This is a genomic window from Bradyrhizobium sp. th-b2, from assembly GCF_000426785.1.
Taxonomy (GTDB): Bacteria; Pseudomonadota; Alphaproteobacteria; order Rhizobiales; family Xanthobacteraceae; genus Bradyrhizobium; species Bradyrhizobium septentrionale.
In genome coordinates this window covers 128,746-141,823 of sequence record NZ_AUGA01000026.1, presented here as the reverse complement: position 1 = coordinate 141,823, position 13,078 = coordinate 128,746, and the positions used below count along the sequence as shown (strand labels likewise).

Annotated in this window: 13 protein-coding genes; 11 read left to right on the top strand and 2 right to left on the bottom strand. The window is 65.3% G+C overall.

Annotated elements, in window-relative coordinates:
* A partial coding sequence (locus K359_RS0128660; RefSeq protein ID WP_156928699.1) for an IS5 family transposase occupies positions 1-387 on the top strand: 387 nt, incomplete at its 5' end.
* A gap of 13 nt (positions 388-400) precedes the next feature.
* On the opposite strand, the gene K359_RS0128655 is transcribed toward K359_RS0128660, so the two are convergent.
* Both K359_RS0128655 and K359_RS0128650 read right to left on the bottom strand, forming a co-directional pair.
* Positions 401-679 carry a hypothetical protein gene (locus tag K359_RS0128655; RefSeq protein WP_156928698.1) on the bottom strand — a complete coding sequence of 93 codons (279 nt, stop codon included), beginning with the start codon at positions 677-679 and terminating at the stop codon, positions 401-403.
* Positions 680-779: 100 nt separating this feature from the next.
* Positions 780-1,076, bottom strand: a complete 297-nt coding sequence (locus tag K359_RS0128650) for a hypothetical protein (RefSeq protein ID WP_029082402.1) — start codon at positions 1,074-1,076, stop codon at positions 780-782.
* A 226-nt stretch (positions 1,077-1,302) separates the two neighbouring features.
* Between K359_RS0128650 and K359_RS0128645 the strand changes: the two genes are divergently transcribed.
* From K359_RS0128645 to K359_RS0128600, 10 genes are all read left to right on the top strand, one after another.
* The gene (locus K359_RS0128645) at positions 1,303-2,487 is read left to right on the top strand and encodes a polysaccharide biosynthesis/export family protein (RefSeq protein ID WP_198031189.1); all 1,185 of its coding nucleotides are present in this window, start codon (positions 1,303-1,305) and stop codon (positions 2,485-2,487) included.
* Positions 2,488-2,518: 31 nt separating this feature from the next.
* Positions 2,519-4,021: an O-antigen ligase gene (locus K359_RS0128640; RefSeq protein WP_245284745.1), complete on the top strand. Its 1,503-nt coding sequence runs from the start codon at positions 2,519-2,521 to the stop codon at positions 4,019-4,021.
* Positions 4,022-4,079: 58 nt separating this feature from the next.
* A complete protein-coding gene (locus K359_RS0128635) occupies positions 4,080-4,739 on the top strand; it encodes a hypothetical protein (RefSeq protein WP_029082399.1) in 660 nt (219 codons plus the stop codon).
* Between the two features lie 129 nt (positions 4,740-4,868).
* Positions 4,869-7,142, top strand: a complete 2,274-nt coding sequence (locus tag K359_RS0128630) for a polysaccharide biosynthesis tyrosine autokinase (RefSeq protein ID WP_029082398.1) — start codon at positions 4,869-4,871, stop codon at positions 7,140-7,142.
* Positions 7,126-7,968, top strand: a complete 843-nt coding sequence (locus K359_RS0128625) for a hypothetical protein (protein ID WP_051346463.1) — start codon at positions 7,126-7,128, stop codon at positions 7,966-7,968. Before K359_RS0128630 ends, K359_RS0128625 begins: the two co-directional genes overlap by 17 nt.
* On the top strand, positions 7,965-8,723 hold the full coding sequence (locus K359_RS0128620) for a bifunctional 2-polyprenyl-6-hydroxyphenol methylase/3-demethylubiquinol 3-O-methyltransferase UbiG (protein ID WP_029082396.1): 759 nt from the start codon (positions 7,965-7,967) through the stop codon (positions 8,721-8,723). Before K359_RS0128625 ends, K359_RS0128620 begins: the two co-directional genes overlap by 4 nt.
* A gap of 3 nt (positions 8,724-8,726) precedes the next feature.
* Entirely contained in the window at positions 8,727-9,842 is a 1,116-nt protein-coding gene (locus K359_RS0128615; RefSeq protein WP_029082395.1) for a glycosyltransferase family 4 protein, read from the top strand.
* Positions 9,839-11,131: an O-antigen ligase gene (locus K359_RS0128610; protein WP_029082394.1), complete on the top strand. Its 1,293-nt coding sequence runs from the start codon at positions 9,839-9,841 to the stop codon at positions 11,129-11,131. The genes K359_RS0128615 and K359_RS0128610 overlap by 4 nt, the downstream gene beginning before the upstream one ends.
* The gene (locus tag K359_RS0128605; RefSeq protein ID WP_029082393.1) at positions 11,128-12,447 is read left to right on the top strand and encodes a polysaccharide transporter; all 1,320 of its coding nucleotides are present in this window, start codon (positions 11,128-11,130) and stop codon (positions 12,445-12,447) included. Before K359_RS0128610 ends, K359_RS0128605 begins: the two co-directional genes overlap by 4 nt.
* Positions 12,444-13,070 carry a methyltransferase domain-containing protein gene (locus tag K359_RS0128600; protein WP_029082392.1) on the top strand — a complete coding sequence of 209 codons (627 nt, stop codon included), beginning with the start codon at positions 12,444-12,446 and terminating at the stop codon, positions 13,068-13,070. Before K359_RS0128605 ends, K359_RS0128600 begins: the two co-directional genes overlap by 4 nt.
* The last annotated feature ends 8 nt before the right edge of the window (positions 13,071-13,078 follow it).

The following is a 13,078-nucleotide window of genomic DNA, read 5'->3' as shown; positions in this document are numbered from 1 at the left end:
CTGAGCACCAAGATACATCTGGCCGTCCGAGGCCTGGGATGCCCGGTGCGGTTCACGCTGACCGCAGGCCAGAAGGGCGACGCGCCGCAAGCTGCCGAACTGATCGAGGGATTGCCTGCCGAGGTCGTTATGGCTGATACGGCCTACGACGCCGATCATTTGCGCCAAGCCATCGCAGCCAAAGGGGCACTCGCCGTCATCCCCAACAACCCGTCGCGGGCACTCAAACATCCGCTCGACAAGCATCTCTATGCCCAGCGCCATCTCGTGGAATGCTGCTTCAGCAAACTCAAGCAGTTCCGTCGCGTCGCAACCCGCTTCGAAAAAACCGCCCGAAATTACCTTGCCGTCGTCACTCTCGCAGCCATCGTTCTATGGATGCGATAAGTGTCCACGCCACCTAGTGCGGGCGGCGCAGGGCGAGGACAGGGATACGCGGGCGGGACCAGAGCAGTGGGGCGAAGGTGCTCGCGAGATATCCGCCTTGCAGCGATACGATGGCGATGACCATGAGCAGCATGGTCTCCGACCACGTGCCTCCGATGGCGGCGAGCAGCGCGAGTTCCGCGAGCATCACCGGCACCAGCACCAGACAGTGCCGGCGCAGCCCGAGAACGCCGCCGCCGATCAAATTGCCAAGGAAGACAAATAACATAACCAAACCCTGTGCCCGCATCATATCGGGCCGGGTCCTAAGTCGGGGTTAACCCGATCGCCGCAAACCGCCGGCATGACGGCCGACGCTCGAATGATGGGCTGTTATGTTAGTCGATTAACATTCAGAACGGGCGCAGGTCGCCGTAACTATACGAGGCCCAATAGTCGCGGCCGCCATAGGGTCCATAGGCGCCGTAGAGCGGGGCGCAGGAGTAGCGGTCGGGACAGCCGTGCCAGCAAACCCGTTTCCACTGGCAGACGTCGCCGTGGCAATATTGCAGCCGCTGGCAGTGGCCGCCGACGCGCTCGGCGACGCGCGGGGCCTTGGTAATGCTCAATTCAGCGGCATTTGCGCCCGATCCGCCAAGCAAAACCACAGAGGTTGCCAGCGCGATCGTCAGTGGCTTTAGGCGGGTCATCACACCCTCAATCGGTCAACTCAAACCATCTCATTCAGAGATAACGGGGACATCACACGAAAGCAAAGCCGCAGTGGCGTCCTGCAGAGCTTTGTCCCGCGATGATGTTGCCGGTGTCGCCGAATTACCTCACCTTGCTAACATTCTCTATCAATTGCATCGCAATATATCACGGAACCTTGTGATTTTCATAGTCGGCATGTTACGGCACGGTCGGAGTATTTAGATGTCGCGTGCGAATTTCATTCGAGCAATGTTATTGCTTGCGGCCGCCGGATCGGTCAGCGGTTGCCATTACATGCCGACCAATGGTCCGACGAGTTCTGATGTCGTGGCCGGGCAGAAGGATCCGGAAAGCCTGCCCTATGCGATGGTCAAGATCACGCCGCAAGTCGAGAACGTGCTGGCGTCGTTCGCGCCGCAACTCGCCGGAGGCATCCAGGGCCCGCCGCCCAAGGACATCCACTTCGGCATCGGCGACGTCGTCAGTGTCACGATCTTCGAAGCCGCCGCTGGCGGTCTGTTCATTCCGGTCGAGGCCGGCGTGCGCCCCGGCAATTACATCACGCTGCCGAACCAGAACGTCGATACCGACGGCAATATTTCGGTGCCCTATGCCGGCGCGCTCCGCGCCAAGGGCCGCACCCCGACCGAGGTGCAGCGCTCGATCGTCGACGCGCTGAAGAACCGCGCGATCGAGCCGCAGGCCGTGGTCGCCCTGATCGAGCAGCGCACCTCGCTGATCTCTGTGCTCGGCGAGGTCAATACGCCGAACCGCTTCCCCGCCAATGCCGCAGGCGAGCGCGTGCTCGACTCGATCACGCGCGCCGGCGGCCCGAAAGGGCAGGGCTTCGATACCTGGGTTATGCTCGAGCGCGACGGCAAGCGCACCACGGTTCCGTTCGGCCAGCTGGTCTACGAGCCCAAGAGCAACATCTACGCGCATCCGGGCGACACCATCTATGTCTACCGCGAGCCGCAGACCTTCGTCGCCTTCGGCGCCTCGGGCGCGCAGGGCCAGTTCAACTTCGAGGCCTGGCGCATCTCGCTCGCCGAAGCGGTCGCCAAGGCGGGCGGCCTGAATGATTCCTCGGCCGACCCGGCCTCGGTGTTCGTCTATCGCGGCGAGTTGCCGGAAGTCGCCGCTAAGCTCGGCGTCGACGTCAGCAAATATTCAGGGCCGATCATCCCGGTCGTCTACAACATCAATTTCCGCGATCCGGCCGGCTATTTCCTGGCCACGCGTTTCCAGTTGCGCAACAAGGACGTGCTGTATGCGTCGAATGCGGCGTCGGTCGAAGATGCCAAGGTCATGCAGCAGATCCGCCTCGTGACCGCAACGGTGAACGATCCGATCGTGGCCGCCTACAACGCAACCTTACTTCGCAATTCGATCAAGCTTGCGCCCTGATTTCGGGGCGTGAGCCGGCCCGGCCGGCTTCATGACAAATTCACGATTACCTTCCGGCTCGCGCGAGGCGACGGCACTGCCGTGGTCAGTGCGATGGTCGTCGTGGCTGTTCTGCGCCGTCGTCGCGCTGGCGCCGCTGCCGCTTGGCTCGGTCGGTGTCACAGCACCCGCGATCTGGTCGATCCTGCTCGCCGTCGCGCTGCTCGGGGCATTGCCGATGCGTCTGCGCGACAGCCAGCTTGCAATCCTCGCGGTGACGGCGCTGCTGGCGGCGCTCGCCCTGCTGGTGCTGCACGAGCAGTCGGCGGTCCACCTCTGGCTCGGCGTGGCGCCGAACGCGCTGTGGGCGGAGGCCGGCAGATTGTTGCCCGCCGAACTGCCGCCGATCGCGTCGATCGCACGCCATCAGCCGTTTTATTCCGCCGGCCTTGGGATCGTCTGCCTGCTCTCTTTTGCGATCGGTGTCGTGCTCGGTGCCGATCGCGCGATAGCGCGCGGGCTGTTGCGGACGGTGGCCGCGGCCGGCCTCGTCTATGCGATCGCCGGTATCGTCACGTTCGCGATCGATCCGACCCGGATTTTCCTGCTCCATGAGAAGGAGGCGCATCTGACGTGGCTGACGTCGCCCTTCGTCAACCGCAACACCGCGGGCATCTACTACGGCTGCTGCGCCCTGATCTGGCTGCTGTTTGGCTGCGAGCTGATCGAGCGCAACTGGCCGCCGCGGCGTTTCAGCTCGTCGCGCCTGCTGGCGCGCCTCGACAGGCCGGCACGGCGCCGGCTCGCCGGCCATGCGCTGGGCTGGCTGGTCTGCCTGCTGGCCATGTTTCTGACCGGATCGCGCGGCGGCGTCGGGATTTCGCTGCTCGCCGCGGTCGTCGCGGTCGCGATCTTCTTCCGCAAGCGGATGCCGCCGCGCTACGGCCTGATCATGGCGCTTTGCGTCGGCAGCCTGGTCGCGCTCGCCCTGCTGCAGCTTCTCGGCGGCGGCGTCGGCGCGCGCTTCAGCACCATGGGGCTGTCGGATGAGGGACGGTTCTCGACCTATCGCGCGACGCTGCGGATGATCTTTGACCATCCCTGGCTCGGCGATGGTTTCGGGAGCTTCGAATGGGTCTATCCGGCCTATCGGACCGATGACATCTCGCTGCGCGGGACCTGGAACCGAGCGCACAACAGCTGGCTCGAACTGGCGTCCGACGGCGGAATGTTAATGGCCGGCGCCGTCATTGTCATGCTGCTCGCAGCGTTCGCTGTGCTCGCGCATGGCGTGCGGAGCCGCCGCCGCGACGTGATCGTGCCGCTTGCGGCATTGTGCGCGTCGGCCGCCGGCGCCATCCATTCGATGATCGATTTCTCGCTCCAGATCACCGGCTACGCGGTCGTCATCGCGGCCTTGCTCGGGGCGGGACTGTCACAATCCTTCCGCTCCGGACCGGGCGGCGGCCGCGGCGGCGCCAATGTTATGGCGGGGCCGCCGGTTAACGTTGATTTGGCAGGGCGCGCCGGGGCCGCGGCCGGCGAGGCTATTTAATTGGCGCGATAACTCCGATTATGCTAACGAACTGTTAGTATTCGTTAGGGAGATAGCGGTGTTCACATTTGAGCGATCGGGCGGCTTTTCTGCCTCGCGCGTGGCGGTGTTGATGATGTTGGCGCTCGCGGCGCCCGGCGGTGAAGTATTGGCGCAAGCCGCCGGCGGGCAGAGCCAGCTCTCCCAGGCGATCACGAATTTCAAGGGCTCTCCTGAGCAGCTGCTGACCCAGTATCCGAACGCGGGGGTGGAATTGACCTCGCGGGCGCGCGATTTCGTCACCAACGATCCGACGACGCTGGATACGATCATCGGGCTGCTCGCCAAGGCAAGCAAGGACCAGAAGACCGCGATCGCCGCCGGTCTCGCCCAGGCCGCGCGCATCGTGGTGCGCAGCAACCAGCCTTATGCAACGCGCATCCAGCGGGCGATTGCCGACACCAAGGATCTCGACACCGTGATGGCGTTCGCCGCGGCGTCGGGAGATAGCGGCACCGCTGCGACCGGTGGCGGCGGCGCAGGCAGCGCCGGTGCATCCGGCGGCCAGACCGGCGCCCTCGGCGCCAACGGCGCTGGAGGCGGCGGCGCGCTCGAGGCCATCGGCGGCAACAGCGTGAACACCGGCATTTTCAGCTTCACCTCATCGGTCACCGGATCGGGCAACGGGACGACGGGCACGACCGGCACCACCACACTTCTTACTACAGTTACTCCCTGAGCCGGCTTCCGATCGTCAATGGCGAACTCTCTGCAGCAATGCGCTTCGGTGTCGGCGGCGGGACGCTTCCCAGTTTCATTGGAGGGCGCGAGGGCAGGCTCCGGCCTGCCGGCGCGGCGATAGGACGAGATGCTTCAGCGCAACCAGATTTCGCCGTCCGTCGATCTGAGAAATCGTCCGGCCGAGCTGCCGTCGCTGGCGGAAACGTTCGACGCGTTCGTCACCTATCTGCTCCGGCAGTATTGGGTCATCCTCGGGACCGCCGCGCTCTGCCTGTTCGGCGGCATCTGCTACCTGGCAACGGCGGCGCCGAGCTATACCGCGCTTGCCACGATGATCATCGACACGCGCAAATTCCAGGTCTTCCAGCAGCAATCGCCGGTCAGTGACGTCCCGGTCGATTCCTCCGCGGTCGAGAGCCAGGTCGAAATCCTGAAGTCGGAGAACGTGGCGCTCGCGGTGATCCGGGACCTCAAGCTCACCGACGATCCGGAATTCGTCGGCTCCAGGGCGGGCGCGGCGGGAGCGGTGCTGGATTTCGTGTCCGGCCTGTTCACGGGCAGCGGGCCGCCCAACGAGTTCGACCGGACCCGGCGCGCGGTCCGTACCTTCCAGAAACAGCTCGAGGTCCGCCGCCGCGGCCTGACCTATGTGATCGAGGTCAGCTTCCGCTCGCTCGATCCCGAGCGCGCCGCGCAGATCGCCAATGCCGTCGCCGACGCCTACATCGTCGACCAGCTCGATTCCAAGTTCCAGGCGACGCGCCGCGCCAGCGTCTGGCTGCAGGACCGCATCCAGGAGCTGCGCTCGCAGGCATCCAGTGCCGAGCGTGCGGTGCTCGACTACAAGAAGACCAACAACATCGTCACCTCCAGCGGCAAGTTGATGAACGAGCAGCAGCTCGGCGAGCTCAACACGCAGCTGCTTCACGTGAAGTCGCAGGTCACCGACGCCAAGGCCAAGCTCGACCGCATCGAGGCGGTGGTGAAGAGCGGCGTCCCCGATGCGACGGTCGCCGATACCCTGAACAACCAGGTCATCACCAAGCTGCGCTCGCAATATCTCGAGCTTGCCAACCGCGAGGCCGACTGGTCGTCGCGCTATGGCTACAATCATCTGGCTGCTGTCAATCTGCGCAACCAGATGCGCGAGATCCAGTCGTCGATCATGGATGAGCTGAAGCGGCTCGCCGAAAGCTACAAGAGCGACTATGCGATCGCCCTGCAGCGCCAGAGCGAGATCGAGCGCGCCGTGAACGATTCGGTGTCGCAGTCGCAGTCCACCAACCAGGCGCAAGTGACGCTGCGCGAGCTCGAGAGCTCCGCGCAGACTTATCGCTCGCTGTACGACAATTTCCTGCAGCGCTACATGGAGAATGTGCAGCAGCAGTCGTTCCCGGTCAGCGAGGCGCGGGTGATCACCCGTGCCTCGCGTCCGCTCGGCAAGAGCCACCCGCAGACCTTCGTCGTGCTGGCGCTCTCGATGCTCGGCGGCCTGATTGCCGGGCTCGGGCTCGGCGTGTTGCGCGACCTCTACGACCGGGTGTTCCGCACCGCCGAGATGGTCGAGACGATCCTCGACACGGATTGCGTCGCCATCGTTCCCCGCGTGCCGGCAGGCCAGATCAAGGCCGCGGTCGCCGTCCGTCCCAATCTGCCGACCGGTCCGCGGACGATCCGGCGCGGCGACGAACCGGTGCTGTGGGCGGCGATCGATTCGCCATTCTCGCGGTTCTCGGAAGCCATCCGCTCGATCAAGGTCAATGCCGACCTCAACGTCACCAAGCCGTCAAAGATCCTTGGCCTGACCTCGGCGCTGCCCAACGAGGGCAAGTCGACGCTGGCCTTCGTGTTCGCGCAGCTGGTGGCGCAGAGCGGTGCGCGCGTGCTGCTGATCGATTGCGACCTGCGCAATCCCTCGCTCAGCCGCAAGGTCGCCGCGAATGCCGAGCGCGGCATCCTCGACGTGCTGTCGAACAATGCGACATTGCAGGACACGATATGGCGCGATCCCGAGACCGGGCTTGCCTTCCTGCCGGGCGCCACACGATCGCGCATCGCGCATTCGCACGAGGTGCTGGCGTCCGACCAGATGAAGGACTTCATCGACGCGGCCCGCAGCCAGTATGACTACGTGATCGTTGATTTCCCGCCGTTGACGCCGGTGGTCGACGTCCGCATCACCGCGCACTTCGTCGATTCCTTCGTCTTCATCGTGGAGTGGGGCAAGACCCAAGTGCAGGTGGTCGAACGGGCGCTGCGCAGCGCCCGTGCCGTCAACGAGAACCTGCTCGGCGTCGTGCTGAACAAGGCCGATATCGCCGCGATGAGCCGCTACAGCGGTTATGGCGGCAAGAACTACTATTACAACTCGCACTATGGACGATATGGCTACACCGAGTGAGCCGCGTGGTGAGGCGATCGGGCGTGCAGGCGTCTGGCTCGCGCGCGGCTTGCTGGCCGCGGCCGCGTGCTCGTCCGTCGCCTGGGGCGCGACCACCTTGCCTGACTTTGTCGACCAGACCCGGCTGGATGGCGCCAGGGACGTGATCCTGCGCAACGTACCGATCAGCGATGCCGAGCTCGATGCGCTGGGTCCGGCCCTCGCGCGTGCCGCAGCACGATCGGATTGTATGCCGGCCATCGATCGCAGCACGGCGGTGATCCGGCTGCGGCTTGCCGAGAACGCGCTCGCATCGGGCGATCGGGTGGACGCTCGGATGGGCGAGCTCGACGCGGCCATTCACAAGTCGCTCGGCTGTGCGCCGGCCGATCCTTACCTCTGGCTCGTGCTGTTCTGGCTCCGCAATATCAGGCAGGGCCTGACCGACGCGAATTTCGACCTGCTGCGGATGTCATACCGGCTCGGCCCCAATGAGGGCTGGATCGTGGTCAAGCGCAGCGCCATGGCGCTCGCCATGTTCGATGCCCTGCCGCCCGACCTGTCTGATACGGTGGTTGCCGAGTTCGCGCGTCTGGTGAAGACGGAGCTGTACACCGAGGCGATCGATCTCCTGAAGGGACCAGGATGGGCGCATCGGGAGAAGCTGCTGGCCGGCCTCGCAACTGTCCCCAAACGGAACGTCGACATCCTGACCCGCACCATGGCCGACATCGGATACGATCTCGATCGCCGCTCGCCGGCGGAACGGCGCAACCTGGAGCGTGAACCGGATTTCGGACGTGACGAGCTCGCCCGAATGCCATCAGGAGCTGTGGCTAGACCATGACGATGGAATTCAGCGTCGGACAGCACAACGCGCATTATGAGGGTGTCTATTCGGCACGCGAGCGCGACTGGCGGCGGGTCTGTGCGGTCGACAAGGCCGATCATATCGCGGGCCTGCTGGGCGGCTCCGCCGTCGCGATCGGCAACGTCCTCGAGGTCGGCTGTGGCACCGGCGCCGTGCTGGCGCGGCTGTCGGCGGTCGGTATCGGCCGCGACTTCACCGGCATCGACGTCATCGATCCCGCGACCAATCTGGAGACCGACGGCGCGGCGGCGGTCCCGTTCCACTGGTTGAGCTATGACGGTGTGACGATCCCGTTTGCGGACGGATCGTTCGATCTGGTCTATGCCAGCCATGTCCTGGAGCATGTGCCTGAGCCGCGCGCATTCCTGCACGAGCTTGCCCGCGTCGCGCGGGGTTTCATCTATGTCGAGGTACCCTGCGAACTGCACGCGCGCACCAGCCGCCGGGCGCTGCAATCCACGCTCGACATCGGCCATATCAATTTCTACACACCCGACACGTTTCGCCTGGTGCTGGAGACCGCGGGGCTCAAGGTCATGGGCTTCGGCACCTATGACCATAGCCTGCCGGTGCACGCGTTTCATGCGTCGCGGGTGAAGGGGCTTGCGAAGAGCATCGTGCGGAAGACGCTGTTGTCGGCCAGCCCGGCGTTCGCGACGAGGTTTGCGACCTATCATTGCGGGGCGCTCTGCCGGCGCGACAAGGCGCCGCCGCTGCCGCAGGATCGCTGAGCCATGGCGCCGCGCGTGGTCGTCTTCAACAACATGATCACACCCTACACCAACCGTCTCTACAACGAGCTGGTCAGTCGTGGGCTGGATCTCGCCGTGCTGTCCTGCACCGCGCAGGAGGCCGACCGCTCCTGGGCCGGCTCCTTCTCGCCGCGCTACACGACGCGGACGGTGCCCGGCATATCGATCCCGCTGTCGCGGTCGCGTCACACCCATGTCAATGTCGGGATCGCGCGCGGCTTGAAGAACCTCGCGCCCGACCTGCTGTTCGTCAACGGCCTCTATCCGTCTATGTTGGCCGGCGCCGCGTGGGCACGCGCCAACGGCATGCCGCTTGCACTGACGATCGACGGCTGGCGCGAGACGATGCCCAATACCGCCTATCATCGTCTGGCGCGGCCCTGGCTGCTGCGCCAGTGCGACGCGGTGGTATGCTGCAGCGACAAGGGCAGGGATTATTTCCGCGGCGAGGGCGTCCACGACGCGGATCTGTTCGTAGTGCCGCTGGTGCCGGCATGGGATCCGCCGAAAACTGTGCCTGATTTCCTGGAACGTCCGTTTCATCTGCTGTGGTGCGCCCGGATCAATGACGACGCCAAGAACGCGATCTTCTTCGAGAACGTCGCGATCGCGCTCGGCCGCATCCTGCCCGCCTTGAAGGTCCGCGTGGTCGGGTCCGGCGTCGCCGAACAGCGTATGCTGGCGCGGCTTGCCGCCGCCGGGATCGAGGTCCGGCACGATAGCTATGTGCCGTGGCCATCGATCTCGGAGGTCTATCTGCAATCACGGCTGCTGCTGCTGCCCTCGCTCCTGGAACCGTGGGGGCTGGTCTGCAACGAGGCCTTGCAGTGCGGGGTTCCCTGCCTGGTATCGCCCCATGTCGGGGCCGGCGGCGAGCTGGTGCGTGACCACGACAATGGCCATGTCCGCGCGCTCGATGAACAGGCGTGGGTCGATGCGGCGCGCGCCTTGCTGGAACAGCCCGCGCGCTGGCGGACGATGTCGCAGCAGGCCCGGCAGAGCGTGCGAAGCGATGCGCTTCAGGACGCGGCCTCGCGCTTCATGACCGCGGTCGATCATCTTGTGGACGCGCCAGCCCGACAGGAAGCCGTGCAATGATCGGCAGATGGTGGTCGCGAACCGACGTCTTCCTGCACGCCTATCTGGTAATGGTGCTCGGCTGCATCTATTTCCTGTTCAATTTCGTCGAGGGGATCTCGTTTGCGGAACGGGCCGGCGAATCCAGTCTGTTCCGTGGCGCGTGGCTGCTGCTCTACGTCCTTCTGATGCTGCATATCGCGGTCGACCGGACGCGCTTCGGCCTGCTGCTGCTGCATTCGCATCTCTATCTGGCATTCGTGGCCTTCGCCGTCGTCTCGCTCGCCTTGAGCGCCGACCCCGCCGGCTCGTCGGTCAAGTTCGCAATGTATCTGCTGACCACGATGTTCTCGGCGTGGGTCGTGATCAGCTGCCCGGTCGATCGCCTCGTCGACACGCTGTTCCGGATCGGGATCGTGGTGCTGATCGTCCACGTCCTGCTGTTTCCGGTGATCGGCTCGGAATGGAACTACGATGCGCTGAATCGGCCGACGGTGCTCGGGACCCAGGCCTATGCCGGCGTGTTCGGCCACAAGAATCTCGCGGGCGCCTTCTTCGGGCTGATGGTGCTGATCTGCTTCGTGCGCATGCTGGCCGGACCACGGCGGCAATTCGGCTGGTCGCTGCTGCTGATGGGATGCCATTTTGTCGCGCTCGCCGCGGCCGGCTCCGCAGGGCCGCTGATCAGCATGTTGACGACGGTCGCTGTCACCTTCGGGCTGTTGCTGGTGGTGCTCGGGCGCCGCGGGGCCGCGTCGATCTACTGGCTTGGGCTCGCGTCCTTTGCGCTGGTCGTGCTCGTCGTGCCCAGCGACTATCTGTATGCGTTGGTCGGCCGCAGCGGAAACCTGACCGGACGCTCGTTCCTCTGGTCGGTATGGCCGCACTTCTTCTGGCAGCATCCCTGGCTCGGCTACGGGTTTTCCGGATTCTTCAACGAGCTGCCGAACTCGCCCGCCAACGAGCTGACGAGCATGGCGCCATGGAACACGGAGTTCGGCTCGTTCGAGAATTCCTATCTCGACGCCTTCCTCCAGTTCGGTCTGCTCGGCGGCGCGCTCTACGTGCTGCTGCTGGCACGGGCGTTGTGGAACAGCATCGTCTTCACATTCGAGCGGCGCGGGATGTACTGGCTGGCGCCGTTCGCGATGCTGCTGTTCGTTGTGATCGCGTCAGCCAACGACTCCAGCCAGCTGCTGCACAATTATTTCGGCTGCGTGCTGGTGTTCTGGTGCTATTTCGGCCCCGAGGCCAGGCTGCAGATGGCGCCGCGGCGGGCGTTCACGAGACTGCGTGCGAGTGCGGCGTGAGTGCATTGACCGACCGGCTGGACCGAGCGGCGGCCCAAATGTGGGTCACCAATGCCGTGCGCGGATCGCTCCGCCGGCTGCGGCGCGCCGGGGGCAATGTCGCGCTCGGCCTGGTCGATCAGGCGCTGCTCAGCGGCTCGGCCTTCGTGCTGACGATCGTGCTCGCCAATGTGCTCGATGTCAGTTCGTTCGGCAGCTTCAGCGTCGCCTGGTCGTTCTCGATCCTGATCGAGGCGGTGTTTTTGCGCGGCCTGTTCGACGACGGACTGCCGGCGGCTGCGCATCGGATTCCCAAATCTTTGTGGCCACAGCTGCGGCTCGGCCTCTATCTGTCATCGTTGCTGGTCTCGGCTGCGCTCGGCCTGCTGCTGGTGATGGCGGGCCTTGTGATCGTTGCGTTCGGCGGGGGCGCCGGCGGGCTCGTGATCGCGACCGGGCTCGCGATCCCGGCGGTGCGTTTGCAAAGCATGTTCCGCCGCATTTGCTATCTCGACGGCCGGCTGCCGCGCGCGGTGGCGTCATCGCTGACCTACTGCGTTGCGCTGGTCGTCTCGGCCGGGCTGATGATCGCCTTCAGGCTCGCCGGCGCTGCGGCGGCGATGGCGTGCATCGCGATCTCGGCGGCGCTCGCAGCTAGCTGGCTGCTTGCCCACACCAGCGAGCTCGCCTGGCCGCAAGCCAGAATCTTCCGTGGCTCGCTGCGGCGGCTGTTCCGTAACGGCCGCTGGTTCGTCGCGACCTCGCTCACCTACTGGATCGGCAGCATCGGGCTGATCCCGGTGTGCGGCCTGCTGATCGGGCTGGAGGCGAGTGCGTCGCTGCGCATCCTGCTGCTGGTGTTCGCGCCGCTGAGCCAGTTCTGTGCGACGATGTTCTCGGTCCGCCTGCCGGAGATCGCGGCAGAGCTGCGCGCGGGCAGGCGCAGCGCCGTCGCCGCTGCCGCACGCGAAAATGCGCTGCTGCTCGGGTCGATCGCAGTCGCTTACGGTGCGGTGATCGTGTTGCTTGGCCAGCGCATTCTCGCGCTTGTCATCCATGGACAGAGTTACGAAATCGGTGCCGGCAGCCTCGGCCTGATGGCGGGGGCGATGGCGCTCGATGCGGTGTGGCTCGGCCTCGCGCTGCCGCTGTTTGCGACCGGCAAGCCGCAGCGGTTCATGCTGAGCCGGATCGCGGGCCTCGCCGCGCTGTGCTGCGTCCTGCCGTTTGCGGCGGAGGCCTGGCAGGTGACGGGCGCGGTTGCGGCGATGGTCGCCTCCAGCGCGGCGTCGGTGATCACAGTGGTGCTGACCAATTCGGCGCGGGAGCGGACATGACCGACGACACAGCCGGCCGCGCGCTATCTAAGTTGCATATCGGTGCCTTCAATTGCGGCATCGAGGGCTGGATCAACACCGACATCACCACGCATCTGTGGATCGCGCGGGTGCCGTTTGCGGCGAGGGCGCTGCATCTTGCCGGCCTGCTCAGCGATGCCCGCTATGCCGAGCACCGCCAGGGGAGATTTGCCGGGCTGCGCTACATGGATCTGACAAAACCGCTGCCGTTCGCGGACGGCAGTCTCTCGGCGGTGTTCAGCGCACACGTCTTCGAGCATCTGTTTCCCGATGAGGTCGCGCGACTGGCGCGCGAGATCGCGCGGGTGCTGGCGCCGGGCGGGGTGTGCCGCATCGTCGTTCCCGACATGGAAAGGATCGTCGCGCTCTACGATCCGGCCGCGCCGCAGGCCTTCCTCAAGGGCGTGTTCGAGATCGAGCGGCGCTCCGAGGTCGCGTTCGCGCATCACTGGGGTTATACCCGCGCGTCGCTCGCAACGCTGTTCCGCGCCGCGGGGTGTTCAGAGACCCATACAAGGGCCTACCGGGAGGGCGTCTGTCCCGACATCGACCGGCTCGACAACCGGCCGGACGAGTCGATCTTCTTCGAGGCGATCAAGTAAGGCAGGAG

What these genes read in the sequence shown, in the direction of transcription:
- K359_RS0128600 (WP_029082392.1), top strand. Translation starts at nt 12,444, where the DNA reads ATGACCGACGACACAGCCGGCCGCGCGCTATCTAAGTTGCATATCGGT.
- K359_RS0128630 (WP_029082398.1), top strand. Translation starts at nt 4,869, where the DNA reads ATGCTTCAGCGCAACCAGATTTCGCCGTCCGTCGATCTGAGAAATCGT.
- K359_RS0128625 (WP_051346463.1), top strand. Translation starts at nt 7,126, where the DNA reads ATGGCTACACCGAGTGAGCCGCGTGGTGAGGCGATCGGGCGTGCAGGC.
- K359_RS0128645 (WP_198031189.1), top strand. Translation starts at nt 1,303, where the DNA reads ATGTCGCGTGCGAATTTCATTCGAGCAATGTTATTGCTTGCGGCCGCC.
- K359_RS0128655 (WP_156928698.1), bottom strand. Translation starts at nt 679, where the DNA reads ATGATGCGGGCACAGGGTTTGGTTATGTTATTTGTCTTCCTTGGCAAT.
- K359_RS0128640 (WP_245284745.1), top strand. Translation starts at nt 2,519, where the DNA reads ATGACAAATTCACGATTACCTTCCGGCTCGCGCGAGGCGACGGCACTG.
- K359_RS0128650 (WP_029082402.1), bottom strand. Translation starts at nt 1,076, where the DNA reads ATGACCCGCCTAAAGCCACTGACGATCGCGCTGGCAACCTCTGTGGTT.
- K359_RS0128610 (WP_029082394.1), top strand. Translation starts at nt 9,839, where the DNA reads ATGATCGGCAGATGGTGGTCGCGAACCGACGTCTTCCTGCACGCCTAT.
- K359_RS0128615 (WP_029082395.1), top strand. Translation starts at nt 8,727, where the DNA reads ATGGCGCCGCGCGTGGTCGTCTTCAACAACATGATCACACCCTACACC.
- K359_RS0128620 (WP_029082396.1), top strand. Translation starts at nt 7,965, where the DNA reads ATGACGATGGAATTCAGCGTCGGACAGCACAACGCGCATTATGAGGGT.